Annotated in this window: 12 protein-coding genes; 6 read left to right on the top strand and 6 right to left on the bottom strand. The window is 68.5% G+C overall.

The window, feature by feature from the left end:
• Positions 1 to 12 precede the first annotated feature (12 nt).
• From ileS to HUA76_RS41005, 3 genes are all read right to left on the bottom strand, one after another.
• A complete protein-coding gene (ileS, locus tag HUA76_RS40995) occupies positions 13 to 3759 on the bottom strand; it encodes an isoleucine--tRNA ligase (RefSeq protein WP_174463972.1) in 3747 nt (1248 codons plus the stop codon).
• Between the two features lie 60 nt (positions 3760 to 3819).
• A complete protein-coding gene (locus tag HUA76_RS41000) occupies positions 3820 to 4362 on the bottom strand; it encodes a hypothetical protein (RefSeq protein WP_174463973.1) in 543 nt (180 codons plus the stop codon).
• Positions 4363 to 4502: 140 nt separating this feature from the next.
• A complete protein-coding gene (locus HUA76_RS41005) occupies positions 4503 to 5105 on the bottom strand; it encodes a TetR/AcrR family transcriptional regulator (protein WP_141642521.1) in 603 nt (200 codons plus the stop codon).
• A 61-nt stretch (positions 5106 to 5166) separates the two neighbouring features.
• Between HUA76_RS41005 and HUA76_RS41010 the strand changes: the two genes are divergently transcribed.
• The 4 genes from HUA76_RS41010 (at position 5167) to cqsA (ending at position 9141) form a co-directional block, all read left to right on the top strand.
• Positions 5167 to 5598 carry a DUF4345 domain-containing protein gene (locus HUA76_RS41010; protein WP_174463974.1) on the top strand — a complete coding sequence of 144 codons (432 nt, stop codon included), beginning with the start codon at positions 5167 to 5169 and terminating at the stop codon, positions 5596 to 5598.
• A gap of 208 nt (positions 5599 to 5806) precedes the next feature.
• Complete coding sequence (locus HUA76_RS41015; protein ID WP_174463975.1) at positions 5807 to 7162, top strand: AHH domain-containing protein; 1356 nt, start codon at positions 5807 to 5809, stop codon at positions 7160 to 7162.
• A 16-nt stretch (positions 7163 to 7178) separates the two neighbouring features.
• On the top strand, positions 7179 to 7745 hold the full coding sequence (locus tag HUA76_RS41020) for an imm11 family protein (protein ID WP_174457762.1): 567 nt from the start codon (positions 7179 to 7181) through the stop codon (positions 7743 to 7745).
• A gap of 142 nt (positions 7746 to 7887) precedes the next feature.
• The gene (cqsA, locus tag HUA76_RS41025; RefSeq protein WP_174463976.1) at positions 7888 to 9141 is read left to right on the top strand and encodes an alpha-hydroxyketone-type quorum-sensing autoinducer synthase; all 1254 of its coding nucleotides are present in this window, start codon (positions 7888 to 7890) and stop codon (positions 9139 to 9141) included.
• Here the strand turns inward: cqsA and HUA76_RS41030 are convergent, their stop codons facing one another.
• From HUA76_RS41030 to HUA76_RS41040, 3 genes are all read right to left on the bottom strand, one after another.
• Complete coding sequence (locus HUA76_RS41030; protein WP_174463977.1) at positions 9142 to 9498, bottom strand: hypothetical protein; 357 nt, start codon at positions 9496 to 9498, stop codon at positions 9142 to 9144.
• Positions 9499 to 9589: 91 nt separating this feature from the next.
• Positions 9590 to 10684, bottom strand: a complete 1095-nt coding sequence (locus HUA76_RS41035; protein WP_174463978.1) for a BamA/TamA family outer membrane protein — start codon at positions 10682 to 10684, stop codon at positions 9590 to 9592.
• Between the two features lie 7 nt (positions 10685 to 10691).
• On the bottom strand, positions 10692 to 12053 hold the full coding sequence (locus tag HUA76_RS41040) for a S9 family peptidase (RefSeq protein WP_174463979.1): 1362 nt from the start codon (positions 12051 to 12053) through the stop codon (positions 10692 to 10694).
• Between the two features lie 107 nt (positions 12054 to 12160).
• Between HUA76_RS41040 and HUA76_RS41045 the strand changes: the two genes are divergently transcribed.
• Together HUA76_RS41045 and HUA76_RS41050 are read left to right on the top strand one after the other, a co-directional pair.
• The gene (locus tag HUA76_RS41045; protein WP_174463980.1) at positions 12161 to 12760 is read left to right on the top strand and encodes a TetR/AcrR family transcriptional regulator; all 600 of its coding nucleotides are present in this window, start codon (positions 12161 to 12163) and stop codon (positions 12758 to 12760) included.
• Positions 12761 to 13013: 253 nt separating this feature from the next.
• On the top strand, positions 13014 to 16571 hold the full coding sequence (locus tag HUA76_RS41050; protein WP_174463981.1) for a PepSY domain-containing protein: 3558 nt from the start codon (positions 13014 to 13016) through the stop codon (positions 16569 to 16571).
• Positions 16572 to 16713 lie beyond the last annotated feature (142 nt).

The following is a 16713-nucleotide window of genomic DNA, read 5'->3' on the forward strand; positions in this document are numbered from 1 at the left end:
GGATGAGCGACCTCAGGCGCGCTCCACGCGCAGTCGCGCGGGCAGGCCGTTGAGGTTGACCTCTTCTTCCTGTCCCGTGAGGCCCTCGGGCCCCACGTTGATGGAGTCGGCCAGCGTCTCCCGGGCAATCAGCTCGCGGCCTTCTTCCGTGACGCGCTTCACCCGCGCGTCACCGTCCACCCAGAGGCGGATGCGGTCCGTGTAGCCCAGCTCCATGTCCTTGCGAGCGCCCTGCACGCGCGCCAGCAGCTCGCGCACGAGGCCCTCATCGACGAGCGCCTCCGTCAGCTCGGTGTGGAGCACCACCACGCCCGCGCCCGTGCCCGCGGCCGCGAAGCCGGGGTTGGCCTCCACCAGCGTCTCCAGGTCCTCGCCGGAGAACACCAGCGTCTCGCCCGCGAGCTGGATGGCCACCTGCCCCGTCTGGAGCAGCTCCCGGTGCAGCGCGCGGCCGTCTCCGGTGTCGAACGCCTTGCGCACCGGCGCCAGCTTGGCGCCGAGCCGTCCGCCCACCGCGCGCAGGTTGGGACGCACGCGGAAGCGCACCACGTCCGCGTCCGGGCTGCCCTGCTCCACGAAGCGCACCTCGTGGACGTTCAGCTCCTCGGCGAGCAGGTCCTTGTAGACGGCCAGCCGGTCCGTCATCTCCTTGCGCGCGAGGATGATGTCCGCGCGGGCCAGGGGCTGACGCACCTTGAGCTTGTTGTCCGTGCGGACCTTGAGCCCCGGGGACACCAGCTCGCGCAGGGCGGCCATGTCCACCGCCAGCTCGTCGTCGATGAGGCTGGCGTCGGCGCGAGGGAAGGAGGCCAGGTGCACGCTCTCCGGCTGCGTCTGGGGCCAGGCCTTGCGCACCAGGTTGCCCCACATCTCGTCGGAGAAGAACGGGACGAAGGGCGCGGCCAGGGCGGTGATGGTGGTGAGCGCTTCGTAGAGGGTGAAGTACGCGTCGCGCTTGTCCTGCTCGAAGCCCGGCTTCCAGAAGCGCTCGCGGCTGCGGCGCAGGTACCAGTTGGACAGCGCGTCCACCAGCGCCACCATGCGCTGGGCCGCGTCGTACACCTGATAGGTGTCCAGGCACTTCTCCACGTGGCGCAGCGCCAGCTGGACTTCCGACAGAATCCAGCGGTCCAGCATCGGCCGGGCCTTCACCTCGCGCCAGCCGTGGCTCTTGCGCACGGCCTCCCACGGAGCCTCTGTCGCGTCCGCGTTGCCTTGCGCCGGATTGAAGCCGTCGATGTTCGCGTAGATGGTGAAGAACGAGTAGACGTTGCGCAGCTTGACCTGGAAGTCCTTCTGCAACAGCCGCACGTTTGCCAGGGAGTGGCGCGTGTTGGACCAGGTGGGGCTCGCCGCATAGAAGAACCAGCGGAACGCATCCGCGCCGGGAGCCTTGGCGGCGGGGTCCTTCACCGTCACGCGCTCGGAAGGCGCCAGGCGAGGCACCTCCACCGGCATGACGCCCGCGCCCTTCGCGGACGGCGCCACGCCGAGCGCCTGCAGCTCCGAGGGCGCCAGCAGCACCACGCGGCGCTTGAGCTTCTTGTGTGCCTTCACCGTCGCGGAGATGGAGACGTCCGGCCTGTCCGGGCGGAACAGCTGCACCTTGGCGCCCTCCTGCAGGTCCAGGCCCTCCAGGTCCTCACGCGCGATGAGCGCCACGCCCGCCTCCGCCGGCGCGCCCGCCTCCGTGGCGGACAGCACCGCGAAGTCCATGCGCACTTCGTCGAGGATGATTTCGGGCGGCGTGTAGTTGCCCTTGGACTTGGACTCCTTGCGGCCCTCCTTGTCGGAGACGTGGCCCAGCACGATGCAGCTCTTGTACGGGTGCGGCCATTCGCGCTGGGGCGTCAAGCCCAGACGGGCCTGCGTCTCCTCGTCGAAGACGAGCGTGCTCACCATGAGCAGCGAGTAGAACCAGCCACGCGTCTGGTCGATGGCCTCGGAGATGAAGTCGGCGGGGAAGGCGCGGTTGAACAGCTCGTGCGAGCCGGGCGCGTGAGGGAAGCCCCACTGCGCGAAAGGCATGCAGCCGGAGTCGAACCACACGTCCACGACTTCGGGCACGCGATTGAAGCGGCCCGGGGAGCCCGGCTTCTCGTACGTGACCTTGTCGATCCACGGCTTGTGGACGATGAGGTGCTTCGCGTTGGCCTCGTGCGGCTTGCCGGCGAGGAACGCCGCGAGCTCCGCTTCGACGGCCGCCAGGTTGCTGCCGGGCTTGTCACGCAGGGCCTGGAGGGAAGGCACGGCCTCCACCTCGCCCGTCTCCGAGTGAATCCAGAGCGGCAGCGCGGTGCCCCAGTAGCGCTCGCGTGACAGGGCCCAGTCCACGTTGTTGGCCAGGAAGTCGCCGAAGCGGCCTTCCTTGATGTGTTCGGGCACCCAGTTGACGGCGCGGTTGTTCTCGATGGCGCGGTCCTTCACCGCGGTGGTGCGGATGTACCAGGCGGGGCGGGCGTACTGGATGAGCGGGTCGTCGTCCGCGCGCCAGCAGAAGGGGTACTCGTGCTTGTACTGCTCGGTGACGAGCAAGAGCCCGCGCTCCTTGAGGTTGCGCTGGATGTCCTTGTCCGCGTCCTTCACGAAGCGCCCGGCGACGAGCGGGACTTCCTCGGAGAAGGTGCCGTCCGGCTTGACGGCGCAGAACAGCTCCATCGCCTCCGGCTGGAGGAAGCGCGCGCGGTCCTTGCGGAACGCGTCGTAGTCGTCCTCGCCGAAGGCGGGGGCGATGTGGACGATGCCCGTGCCCGTGTTGAGCGTCACGAAGTCCGCGCCCAGCACGCGCCAGGCGCGGGTGTCGTCTCCGCCGTCGCGCAGCTTCAGGCGCGTGTCACCTTCGCTGGCGAAGTACGTGTCGAAGGGCGGCAGGTAGCGCTGGCCCACCAGCGCGCTGCCCGGCTGGGTGGCGAGGATGGGCAGGTCCTTCTTGAGCTTCTTGGCCAGCTCCTCGCGCAGCGCGGCGGCGATGATGAGCTTGCGGTCGCCGGCGTCCACGGTGACGTAGTCCACGCCCGGGTTGACGGCCGCGTACATGTTGGACGGCAGCGTCCACGGGGTGGTCGTCCACACGAGCAGCGAGGTGTCCGGTGCGTCGCGCAGGGGGAAGGTGACGTAGACGCTCGGGTCGTCCACCGTCTTGTAGCCCAGGCCCACCTCGGCGGAGCTGAGCGCGGTGCCGCCCTGGGGCCACCACCACACCACTTTGTGGCCCTGGTAGAGCAGGCCCTTCTTGTGCAGTTCGGCGAGCGCCCACCACACGCTCTCCACGAAGCCCCGGTGGTAGGTGACATAGGCCTGGTTCAGGTCCACCCAGAAGCCGATGCGCTCGGTGAGCCGCTCCCATTCGGAGGTGTAGCGAAAGACGGACTCGATGCAGCGCTCGGTGAAGGGCTCCACGCCGTAGCGCTCGATTTCCGCCTTGCCGTGGATGCGCAGCTCCTTCTCCACCTCCACTTCCACGGGCAGGCCGTGGGTGTCCCAGCCGGCCTTGCGGGGGACGTAGTGGCCGCGCATCGTCTGGTAGCGGGGGAACAGGTCCTTGATGACGCGGGTGAGGACGTGGCCGTTGTGGGGCAGGCCGTTGGCGGTGGGCGGGCCCTCGTAGAAGACGAAGCTCTTGGCGCCTTCGCGTGCCTCGAGCGAGCGCTCGAAGATGCGGCGGTCCTTCCAGAAGGCGAGGATGCGGCGCTCCTCGGCCGGGAAGTCCATCTCCGCGGGCACGGCGTCGAACAGGGGGGCGGGCGCTGTCTCAGGCATGGTGCCGTGCTTGATAGCACCGCGAGCCTGGGAGGGAAGGGGCCCCGAGGGGGGAGGGGCCTAGTCCCAGGGGAACATGGGCTCCAGGGTGCCCTTCGAGGTCCACTTCGCCGGAATCTTGGCTGTCAGGACGAGTCCCACCTCACGGCCGTGCCGGGTGCGTCCGGGCAGGCCGGGGCCGGCGGCGCCTGGCTCGGAGAGGGGGATGCCGAAGCGCACGCCCACCGAGCCGAAGACGAACGTCACGAAGGGCGCGATGTGCAGGCCGGTGGTGGGCAGGTGCTCGCGGGTGCCCGTCTCGTGCATCACCCCGAGCTCGACGCCACCGAAGACCAGGGTGCCCTGGATGCCCGCGCCGAGGCGGGCGTGGCCCTCCGTCATCCACTGGGCCTGGCCGAAGACGCCCAGGGCGGTGATGCCGTCCAGGACGTTGAAGGTGGTCTCCACGCCCAGGCCCAGCTTGGGCTTGCTCGAAAGCGGTGTCGCGCTGAGCAGCGGGCCAATGGTGAACCAGCGCTCGTTGTTGGGGAGGTAGGGATCGGCCCGCGCGGACAAGGGGGCCCCGAGCAACACCAGGACGAGAAGGGAGAGGCGCGTGGACATGGACTCGCGGGATTGCAACCGGTGTACCTCGCGCTCACCGCCTGCGGACCGTGGGAGGGAGGCGTGCAATGGATTGCACAGCGCGCAGCGGGTGGCGCGGGTGAGCAGCGGGTCGTGGTGCGTGCGGCCCTGGCCGCGGCTCAGGTGGCGGAGCGTGGGGCGCGGACCAGGAGGCGCCGCGCGGTGCGCAGCAGCAGGTCCTTGTAGCGTGGCTGTGCGTAGCCGCGCTCGAGGGTGAGGTGCTCCCAGTTCCGTACCGACAGCAGCGTCCAGAGCAGGTCGGTGGCCTCGCCCGGTGTGAAGTCGGGTGAGAGGGTGCCATCGGCGCGGAGCGCGGCGACGGCGGCGGCGCAGCCTTCGCGCATGTCCTCCATGCGCTTGCGCCACGCCGCGGCGGCCTCTTCGTCGGTGTCGCTCATGGCCATCAGCGCCTTGGCCACGCCGCGAATCTCCGGGATGTAGTCGGCCCAGGCTCCGACATAGGCGTCCAGGCGCTCGACGCCGCTTCGGGCGGTGCGGCTGGGGACAAGGCGCGCCCGCACGTCCTTGAGTTCGTCCAGATAGAGCGTGGTGGCGATCAGCAGGGCCGCCCGCGTGCCGAAATGCAGATAGACGGCCTGCCGGCTGAGCCCGGCCTTCCGAGCGATGTCACTCATCCGGACCGCCTGGCCCTGGCCGGTCTCCAACAGGTGCAGCGCGGCCGCGAGGATGCGGGTCCGCGTCTCGGGTGATTCACTTGACATGATGTAAAGTCGCGAATAATCACTGTCGAGTCAATTGACACGGTGTCAAGCGAGGACGGCGATGCGGAACAGAGTGACGAAGACGGTGCTCCTGGTCGCGGGCGTCAGTGGGAGTCTGATTGGCACGCCCCTGTTGTTCATCCCCAAGGTCTTCCATGGCTGGAGTGGCATCGACCTTGGCGGCCAGGTCAGCTTGCTGAGCGAGGTGCGTGCTCCGGGCGGGGCGTTGCTGGCCTGCGGACTGTTGATCATGGCCGGGGCCCTCTGGCCTCGAATGACCTTCACCTCGCTGGTGGTGTCGACGACGCTCTACTTGTCCTATGGCGTGTCGCGAGTCCTAAGCCTGGTGTTGGATGGCGCGCCCGCGCCCGAGCTGGTGGCGGCGATGGCCGCCGAGCTGTTGATTGGCACTCTTTGCGCGGCGCTGCTGCTGGGACGCGAGCGCGCGAACCCGCGCCCCCTGACGCCTCCGGAAGCGGTTCCGAGCGTCTAGGAAGGACAGGCGCCCTGGAGGGAGCCTGCCGTCGCGAATCGGATGCTCTTGGCGGGTGCAATGGTTTGCACCGCGCGCGCAGCGGGTCGTTGTCGCCCAAGGGGTGGGGTGGACTCCGTTGTCCGCCTTGAGTGCTACGCTTCATCGCCGTTGCCCCCGTGTACTTGTTTGTGTCCGGAGCCCGGGGCCTCTGCGGGGAGCGTGTCGGATGAGGCTGCCTTGCGCTGTCGTGTTGTTGCTCGTGTCGCTGCTGACGGGGTGTGCCACGACGCGTGGTGTGCGCTTGGAGACGGGGAGCGGCGAGGTCATCGCATTCACTCCACGCGCCGCTGACTCCGCGCCTGTCGCGTTGGACGAAGACGAGTTCATGCGGGCCATGGGTCTTGAGGGGCGAGGAGTTCGTCTTCCCGTGAAGGCCCAGGAGGCGGCGCGCCGCCTTTTCGAGATGGGTGCGCGAGGAGGTGAGTACCGATTCGATGCGCGCACCCGTCGCGTGACGCCGCTGGAGTCGGGTGCGCACCTGGAGGTGGAGGCCACCGAGACGGAGCGGGCCATGACGCGCGCCTATCTGGAGTGGTGCGAGCGGACAGGGAGGCGTGGCGACTGTCTCCAGGCGTTGGTGGATGGCACGCGGCTGGAAGGGGATGGCCGCTACGCGCTGGCCATGGCGCTCGCGCATGGGGCGGTGCTCGAAGAGATGTTGGAGGCGTTCCAGGACATGGCCGACCCGAGCGCGATGGTGGCGGCGGCGATGTGGACGGGGACGATGTACCTGATTCTCTGGACGGTGCCGGAGCCAGTGAGCAAGGGGCTGGCGGCGGTGATGACGGCGACGCTGATTGCCTACCTGGGCGTTGACACGTTCTGGAGCCTGACGACGGGCTTCGCGCGGTTGATGGAGGAGGCGGACCGGGCTCGGACGTTCGATGAGCTGCGGGTGGTTGGCGAGCGGTACGGCAAGGTGATGGGCCGGAATGCGGCGCGAGCCTTCGCGCTGCTCGCGACGGTGGCCATCGGGAACACAGCGGCGGGCTTCGCGGGGAAGGTGCCGATGCTGCCCGGCTCGGCGCAAGCGTCCGTGCAGGCTGCATCCCAGGCGGGAGTCGTCCTGTCGGCCGTGGGGGAAGTGCGGGCCGTGGCGGTGGTGGGCGAGGTCGTCACCCTGGCGGTTGCCGCCGACGCGGTGTCCGCGACGGCGCAGGGGCTGGGTGGAGCGGTCGTGGGCCCGGTGGATGGGAAGGGGCACGACCACCACATCGCCACGGACAAATGGTGGGAGGCGACCTACAACGACGGGCCATGGTCGCCCAAGTTTCAAGAAGTCTTCGACAAGGCCGGGATGTCGCTGAACGACCCCGCCAACATCGTGCGGGTCGCTGGCCACAAGGGCCCTCATCCCGAGGAATACCACCAACGGATTCTTGACCGGCTCCAGGGCGCGATGCGGGGGTGCGGAACGATGCTGCGATGCCGCGATGCCCTGACCGAGGAGCTCAAGAGGCTGGCACGGCAGATCGGCACACCAGGTACTCGCTTGAACGCGCTGGTGACTCGGCGAGAATGACGCAAGGTTCATCACGATGCTCAAGAGATACTTCCGGTTGACCGACGACGTTGCCGTGCCAGGGCGCTGGCATCTCCGGAGTCCCACCGATTCGAGCGGGCAGGAAGTGGACCCCTGGCGCTTCACGAATGGGACACCCATTCCCGCGCCGGGCCGTCTGCAACTCCCCGTGGCGCGCGCTGGGAAGGCGCTCGACTTCACCTTGACGGGCCTTGCCATCCCCGTGGTTCACATCCGGGTCGCTTCTGTCTTCCTGGAGCTGGCCCCATCGGCTGTCCAGGTCTTCCCGGTGGAGATAGAGGGGCAGCCCGACCAGTACTGCATCCTGGTCGCAACCCAGACGATACAGTGCATCGACGACAAGGCATCGCGGGAGGTGGAGCTCTGGCTCCCGGAAGATGGACGACCTGAGAAGACCGGGGAGTATCGCGACGTGGATGGGCTGCGAATCAACATCGCGAAAGTCGATGACGCCCATGTGTTTCGTACCTGGGGATGGACCGTTGCGCTCATCGTTTCCGACACCATCAAGGAGGCACTGGAGCGCGGCGGAGCCACCGGAGTGTCGTTCACGGAAGTTTAAGGGCGCCCCCCTCGGCTGGCAGCGGACAGGGTGCGGAACATCCCAGCGAGTGCTCCACTCCTCGCTCCGCGCGCGTTCGCGGAAGTGAGTGTCCTCGGGCTGTCTGCGTCACATCGCCAGAGTCGAACCTCTCTCCGGTGCCATGACAGACCATGCACCCGAGGCGAAGGCGACGGAAGGCGTCAGCCCTCCAGTTCCTGGCTTCTTGCAGCGCAAGCTCCACGACTTCGAGAAGCGGATTCAGCGCTGGGAGTCACCGCGACACATCCTCGACGGTCTGTCCCCCGGGCCAGGAGCCATCCTGCTCAACGGCAATGACTATCTCTCCCTCTCGAAACACCCCCGGCTCGCCCAGGCGGCGATGGAGGCCGTGTCCCGGGAAGGGCTGGGCGCGATGATGTCGGGTGTGTTCCAGCGTGGGGAGCACCCTCGGCACACCTTGGAGCAGCGGCTCGCCGCGTTGCTTCGCGCGGAGTCAGGCATCCTGTGCCAGTCCGGTTACTGTGCGAATGTGGGCCTGCTGGAGTGTCTGGCGGACGAGCAGGTGCCTGTCTACATCGACCGGATGGCGCACGTGTCTCTCTGGAGAGGAATCCGGAGCGCTGGCGCCACCGCCGTGCCCTTTCGTCACAACGACGTCGATGACCTGCGACGGCGCATCACGCGCTTGGGCCCCGGTGTCATCGCGGTGGACTCGGTCTACAGCACGAACGGTTCCGTCTGCCCGCTCGCGGACGTGGCGGAGCTCGCCTCACGGCACGGCTGCGTGTTGCTGGTGGATGAATCCCACTCCTTGGGCACGCACGGGCCCCGTGGCGCGGGGATGGTGGTGGGGCAGGGGCTGCTGGAGCACGTCCACTTCCGGACCGCGAGCCTGTCAAAGGCCTTCGTCGGACGTGCTGGCTTCGTCGCCTGCATGCGCGGCTTCGAGCGCTACTTCGAGATGACCTCGGGCCCCGCCGTCTTCAGCTCCGCCGTACTGCCACACGACATCGCGGCGTTGCTGGCGGCGCTGGACCTCATCCGCGACGCGGACGCACGTCGTCAGCGGCTGCACCTGAATGCCGCGTCCCTGCGCGCGCGTCTGGAAGAACTGGGCTACGACCTGGACGGTGGCTCGTCACAGATTCTCGCCCTGCAATCCGGTCTGGAGGCTCGAACACTGCGCCTCAAGGACGCGCTGGAAGCGCGGGGCATCTTCGGCTCGGTGTTCTGCGACCCGGCCACGCCCGTGAAGCACTCGCTCGTGCGCCTCTCCGTTCACAGCGAGCTGAGCCAGGACGACCTCGACCACGTCGTCGACGCGTGCCGGGAAATCCGGGACGAAGTGGGCCTGTCGAGCTGGGCCTCCACCCGGCGCCACGCGGACGTCTCGTCAGCGGCGCTCCCAGCGTAGTCAGGGAATGGGTCGGTCCAGGACGGCCTGGTCAAACCACACGTCATCCACCGCGCCATCGGTCAGGAATCGCCACCCAGGTGGAAGGGCGAGATAGGGCAACACGAGGGGACACCACTCCTCCAGGTGCTCGACGTGCAGCGCCTGGAAGTAGTCCACGTCGGTGCTGAGCTCACCCTCTCCCGCCCAGAAGAACCAGCCGACACCGCCCGGCTGGGTGCTGTACCGCACGCCGTATATCGGCATGGCCCCGGACCGCAGGTTTCGTGCGATGGCCACTCGCGTGCCGGCTGGGATGGGCGAGAACTCAGCCCCTGCTCGATGACAGATGCTCTGCTGTGCTTCGTTCAGCGTCATGGGCGGACGGCGTCGTGAACCTGCGTGATACCCGCACTCATAGGTTCCGACGCGTCGCCGCGCAAGCAAGGGAGCAGGGGACGAACGACGCTCAGAACGCCTCGCCGATGTTCAGATAGAAGCTCGGCTCCGAGCCATAGGCCACATCGAGCCGGATGTTCACCGGGACATCCGAGAGCGGAGCGAAGCGCAATCCCACGCCGCCCGCGGGCTTGATGTCTCCCGTGTCCAGGTCCTTCAGGCTCCGCGCCACTGTCGCCGCCGAAGCGAAGGCCACGCCTCCCAGTCGCCAGAACAGGGGCGCCCGGTACTCCACCTGCGCTCCCAGGTGCTGGCGCTCGCGGAACCGTCCCTCCAGATAACCCCGGCTCAGCTCCATGCCGCCCAGCCTCCCCGTGTCATAGAAGGGCGGCTCGCCACCTCTCAGCTCCACCAGTCCCTGGAACGCGAGCACGTGCCGCTGTCCCCACGGCAGTGACACGTAGCGCCGGGCATCCAGGCGCAAGAGTCCGAACGTGTAATCAGAACCCCACGCCCCACTCGCCCGGCGCAGGTTCAGCCGTCCCAGGAAGCCCGTGGTGGGATTCAGCGTGTTGTCCCGCGAGTCATACAGCGCCGTGAGTCCCAGCTGGAGCGTGTCTCCGCCCTCGGCGCCCGTCATGTTCCGGACCGCGCCGTCCTCGGCCCGCTTCGTGATTCGCACGTGCTGCGCGCGCAGCGTGGGCCCGACGTACAGCCGGGGCGCGATTCGCCACTTCGGACTCAGCTCCAGCTCGAAGAAGACGGGCGTGAAGTCCTCCTCGTCGGCGACTCGTGTGTTCGCCCCCATGCCGTAGAACCGGTCCGGAAAGCGCGCGGCGCTGAGCGTCGCCGTCAGGTTGAGCCGGTCCTCCAGGAAGTACACATCCGGTTGGAGCAGCACGGTGAACTGTCCCCGCACGCTCGCCGCCGCGGCCAGGAGTACCTGGGACTCCCTGCGGCCACTGCCCTCCGGAGGTTGGTACACGAGCGAGCCCGCGCCCCCGAGCAGGAAGCTCGTCTCCGGTTGATACGCGGGCAGGACGAAGGGGACGACGCTGAACTTCCCGCGCCCATCCAGGGGCGCCTGGGGCGGAGTCTCCGGTACGACCTCGGGCGTGGAGGCGAGCAGGACGCCGAGCACTGTCACGAGTGAGAACGGTGTCATGGGACGCTCACACGTTCTCGTCGAGCCAGTCGAACATCCGCTCTTCCGCGATTGCGGTGGAGGCCGCCTGACAGTGCAGGGGCGCGGCGTCGGCCTGGGTGAAGTTCATCAGGTGCTTGGGTCCGCGAAGCGCGTCGTACAGCTTGCGCGACTGCCCCGGCGACACGTCCTCCGCCTCGCCCTCCATGATGAGCACCGGGCAGCGGATGCGCTCGACGATGGCCTCGTTGGTGAACTCCTCCAGCTTGCGGAACAGCTCCGATGGAGTCTTCGCCCCATGCTTCCAGAAGACGTCCTTCAACCAGTAGCTCGCCGTGGGCCAGCGTGAAGCGAGCCCGAGAATCGCCTCGTCGAACGCCTCCGGGTGCGACTTCAATAACGCCAGCGACCCGGGCAGGAAGCGATTGAAGTGCGCGGCATGCGACTCCCACCAGCTCAGCACTCCGGGGTTCGCGATACACAGGGCCAGCCGAGGCTCGAACGCCGCCGCCCGGGGCGCCAGCGCTCCACCAAACGACAAACCCATCAGGAGGATGCGGCGCGGGTCCACGCCGCTGATGCGCTCGGCCGCGTCCACCACGGGGCTCACCGCCTTCTCCCAGTCCGGCCGGAAGCTCAGGCCCTTCTCGCGCAGCGCGCGCCCTTGCCCCGGCCCATGGAACATCAGCACATGGTAGCCCCGCTTTCGCGCCCCCTCCCAGACCCACTTCGTCTCCTCCGGCCACGCATGCAGGCCCTGGTGCAGCAGCAGAACAGGCGCGCTGGGCTTCGCGTGAGGCGAGCGGACGAAGTACGCCGGAAGGCTCGTGCCCTCGTAGGGAATCTCGAGCGGCTGGATGTCGAAGTCGAGCAACGCGTTGGACTTCTCGAACGTGGCCGCCGAGGTCCGCGTGACTTCGAGCAGCCTCGGGTCCGCCGTGTCCGTGTAGTGCATCGTCGCCGCGCGGTAGTAGTTCGCCGCCCGCGCATACGCCTGTCCCGCGCTCAGCCGGTGACCCTTGGACTCCGCGGTGGTGGCGAGCCCATGCACCCGCGTCGCCGTCTGGAGCCACGCCTCGAACCAACTGCGCTCGTCCCCGGGCCGCATCCGCTTGGCCGTCTCCATCACATCCGACACGTCCGCCTGTCCGTGCGTCGCATGCCCCAGGAACCAGAGCAGCTGATTGTCCATCAGCCCGTCCCCCGACAAGCGCAGGTCGTACCAGGCGTCGCTCCGGGGATTCAGGCCGACGACGTCCGTGGACTCGGGCTCCATCAGCCGGCGAGAGCCCGTGGTGACGGCGGCCCCGCCCACGAACAACCCCGTCCCCACCAGCACGCCTCGTCGGGAGAGTCCGCCTGCGCTACTGTCGCGTCCTGGGTTGTTCATGGGATTCAATCTCCGGAATTAATCAGTTGATTGAATCGATAGATTGAATCGGGCTCCGGCGTCAAGCGCGGGGCTCAATGTCCCGTTGTTTCAAGGGTTTGGCGCACATGGGAACCAAGGAGCAGGACGCCCGGGAGCGCATCCTCCGGGCGACCATCGTCTGCCTGGAGCGGGACGGTCTGGACGCCACGGGCATCCGGGAAATCGCGCGTGAGGCGCAGGTGAACAGCGCGGCCATCAGCTACTACTTCCGCAGCAAGGAGAAGCTGATTGCCCAGGCGCTGGAGGCGACGCTGGAGCAGGCCTTCGGCCACGTGCTGGTGGACTTCGACCGGCTGCGCGCCGAGGGGCTGGCAATCCGCGAGGCCTTCGAGACGCTGTTGGAGGACGTCATCGGCAACGTGGGGCGCTACCCGCGAATCGCCCACGCGCACCTCCACGACGCGCTCGTGCATCAGCGCTACGACGGCGCGGCCATCCGGGAGCTCAACGCGTTCCTGGAGGCGCTGTCGGGCAAGCTCGCGCCGGACACCTCTCACCTGACGGAGGAGCGGCGCCGGCTGGCGCTCACGCAAATCTGGTCCTCGGTGTCGCTGATGTCGATGATGCCGCGCGTGTTCGACCAGCTCATCCTCCTGGACTTCCGCACGCTGGAGACGCGGCGCGCGTGGGTGAAACAGTCCTCACGTCTGCTCTTCCCGGCCTGAGCGGAGCGCGTCAAACGCGGCGCGGAGCGTCAACTCCAGTGCAATGGATGATTTCGCGCCCACCTAGATACGTCAGACTGGAAGTCCTGGTGACTGTTCAGCCGTGGGCTGTCTAGCTCCGCGTGGCAATTGATGTTCTGGCTGGTCCGACACTTCTCGAAAGTAGCGATTTCCTCGTCACAACGCACGGGCTCGACTGAGCGGGTGCTCCCAGGGGGGAGTGTCTGTCATTCGTGACTCGCGGGAGGACCGCATGCGTCTCGTGTCGAAGTGGCTAGCCTGTCTCGTGCTGTGTAGCAGCGCGTTGGCGTGGGCACTCCAGCCCGCACAACCCAGCTCATTGGCGAGCCAGGCGTTTTTCAAGCCGGAGCTCTACCTGCCGATCTCCAACATCTCCCTGGAGGACGCCCGCTCGAAGTTGAAGGGCGCGGGGCCGGGCGTCTGGGAGGACTTCTTCGCGCGCAACGGGCGGGACTTCCACGTGTACCTGGACCCGCTGACGGGCTCGCCCACCGCCATCCAGGGCGCCATTCCGCTCATCCCCGGCAAGGGCGTGGGCAACACGGTGAGCCTGTCCACGCTCCAGCAGCAGCTCGGCCGCTCCACGGGGGAGGTGGATGCCGCCGTCGTCGCGGACATCCTCTTCAAGTTCCTCAACGACAACCAGGCCGCGCTGGGCGTGGACCTGTTGCAGTTGGACGAGCCGAAAGTCACGCGAGTCACCGACGTGCTCTGGCACGTGCGGGTGCCGCAGCAGGTGGATGGCATCCCCGTGCGTCACGGCCAGCTGGTGGCCACCATCAACCACGGCAACCTCGTCCTGTTGGGCACCGAGGCGTGGAGCAACGTCACCGCGTCCACGAGGCCCACGCTGAGCCCCGAGCAGGCGCTGACGGCGGGCGGTGAGCGCTTCGGCCTCCTGGAGACGCCGGGCACGCTGTGGCAGGCGCCCACGCTGGAGATGGCCCCGCTGGCTCGCGCGGACGCGGGCTTTGGCGAGGGCTACCGCCACCAGCTGGTCTGGACGTATGGCTTCCAGAACCCCGGGGAGACGGAGCGCTGGAAGGTGACGGTGGACGCACACTCCGGCGAGGTGCTCGCCCTGGAGGATGACAACCACTACCTGGATGCCACCATCAAGGGCGGCATCTACCCGCTGAGCAACACGGAAATCTGCCCGTCCAACACGACGTGCGGGACGATGCAGGTCGACTCGCCCATGCCCTGGGCGAACACGGGCCTGGCCGCGCCCAACAACTTCACCGACAGCGCCGGCGTCCTCAACTACAGCTCCGGCAGCGTCACCACGACGCTGGCCGGCAAATACGTGCGCGTCAGCGACACCTGCGGCTCGCCGAGCACCACCTCGGCCACCGGCAACATCCAGCTGGGTGGCACCAACGGCCAGCATGACTGCGCCACGGGCGGCGGCGGCGCGGGCAACACGCCGGCTTCGCGCTCGGCCTTCTACGAGCTGAACCGCATCGCGGAGCTGGGGCGCGGCTGGCTGCCGGGCAACACGTGGCTGCAGGGGCAGCTCACCGCGAACGTCAACATCAACAGCACGTGCAACGCCTTCTGGAACGGCTCCACCGTCAACTTCTACCGCAGCGGCGGAGGCTGCCGGAACACGGGTGAAATCGCCGCCGTGTTCGACCACGAGTGGGGCCACGGCATGGACGACTTCGACTCTGGCGGCGCGCTCTCCAACTCCAGCGAGGCGTACGCGGACATCGCGTCCATCTACCGGTTGCAGGCCTCGTGCGTGGGCTACGGTTTCTTCGCGACGACGGACCTGGGCTGCGGCAAGACGCCGGACGGCACGGGCTACAACCAGAACGAGGCGCAGGCGGGCGGGACGTGGTGCAACGCGCGCTGCTCGGGCGTGCGCGACGCGGACTATCTGGCGCACGTCAACCAGACGCCGGCCACGCCGCAGAACTTCGTGTGCTCGCGCTGCTCCTCTGGCACGGGCCCCTGCGGTCGGCAGGTGCACTGCGCCGCGGCGCCGGTGCGTCAGGCCGCGTGGGACCTGGTCGCTCGCGACCTGCAGGCCGCGCCGTTCAACTACGACTCCAACACCGCCTTCATCATCGGCAACAAGATTTTCTACCAGGGCAGCGGCAACGTGGGCTCGTGGCACGCCTGCAACTGCACGGCGGGCACGTCCGACGGCTGCGGCGCGAGCCATGGCTACATGCAGTGGCTGGCGGCGGATGACGACAACGGCAACCTGAACGACGGCACGCCGCACATGACGGCCATCCACGCGGCCTTCAACCGTCACGGCATCGCCTGCTCCACGCCCGCCCCCACCAACGGCGGCTGCGCGACGGGCCCGAAGACGGCGCCCACCGCGACGGCGAGCCCCAGCGACGGCCAGGTGGCGCTGAGCTGGAACTCGGTGCCCAGCGCGAGCGAGTACTGGGTGATGAAGACGGACGGCTACGCCGGCTGTGACTTCGGCAAGGTGCGCGTCGCCACCGTCTCCGGCACCACGTACACGGATGCCGAGGTCGCCAACGGGCGGCAGTACTGCTACTCCGTCGTCCCCGCCAGCTCCACCGCCTGCTACGGCCCCGCCGCCGCGTGTGTCTGCGCGACGGCCGGAGGCCCCTGCACGCCGCCGGGCACCGCCACGCTCTCCACGCCGGCGGATGGCGCGGCGAACGTCGCGCTGGCCCCCGTGCTCGACTGGGCGGACGTGTCGGGCGCCACCACGTACGAGGTGCAGGTGGCCACGGACGCTGGGTTCGGCACCGTGGTGCGCTCCGCCACCGCGCTCACCAGCAGCACGTGGACGGTGACCCCCGCGCTGACGGCCAACACGCAGTACTTCTGGCGCGTTCGCGCGGTGAGCGGCTGCGGCACCAGCGCTTACAGCACGGCCTTCCGCTTCACCACCGCGGACACCACGTGTCAGCCGGCGGCGGCGCCCTCGCTGTCGACCCCGGCCAACGGGGCGGCCAACGTCGCGCTGGCCCCGGCGCTCGACTGGAGCGATGTCACGGGCGCCACCGCGTACGAGGTGCAGGTGGCGTCTGACGCCGGCTTCTCCAACGTGGTGCGTTCCGCCACGGCGCTCACCAGCAGCACCTGGAGCGTCACGCCCGCGCTCACCGCCAACACGCAGTACTTCTGGCGGGCCCGCGCGGTGGATGCCTGCGGCGCTGGCAACTACAGCACCGGCTTCAGCTTCACCACCCAGGCGGGTGGTGGCACCTGCACGTCTCCGGCGTTGGCCACGTATGACGCCTCGCTCGGCACGCCCGCATGCGGGACGGGCTGCGGGTGTGACACCGGCACGCTCGTCAACAGCCGGGGCAGCCAGTTCCTGGCGGCCGAGCCCAACACGCCCAACACGCTCGACGGTTGCCCGGACGGCCCCTTCGGCTTCTACCACTTCGACGAGAGCATCGACCGCGTCGTGCTCAAGAGCGTGGACGGTGGACCCATCACCCCGGGCAAGCAGGTCAAGGTGGACGTGACGGTGTGGTGCTACGACGCCACGGACCGGCTGAACCTCTACACCGCCCCCGTGTCGGGCTTCCCCCTGTGGACGCAGCTCGTCGCCGGCCTGACGTGCACGGGCAGCGGCGCGCGGACGTTCAGCCACACCTTCACGGTGGGCAGCACCGTGGGCCAGCACGCCCTCCGGGCGCAATTCGTGGAGGCCTCCAGCCCGGCGTCGAGCTGCACCTTCGGCCTCTACGACGACAATGACGACGTCGTCTTCGGCGTGGCGGCGGCCGTCGCCTCCGGCCCGACCAGCCCCAAGGCCACCCAGGGACGCACGCGCGCCACGCGCTAATCCCTCCCGTCCAAGGCCGCCAGCCCTGACGCCCCGCGCGCCAGGGCTGGCGGTGTTGTCATTCCCCACCCAGCCCTCCAGGGTCATGCCCTCCAGGGCGAGAGTTCCACCGTCCTTCGTCGCGCCACGGCCAGGTGCGTCA

This window comes from Myxococcus sp. CA056 (assembly GCF_013336715.1).
GTDB classification, from domain to species: Bacteria; Myxococcota; Myxococcia; order Myxococcales; family Myxococcaceae; genus Myxococcus; species Myxococcus llanfairpwllgwyngyllgogerychwyrndrobwllllantysiliogogogochensis.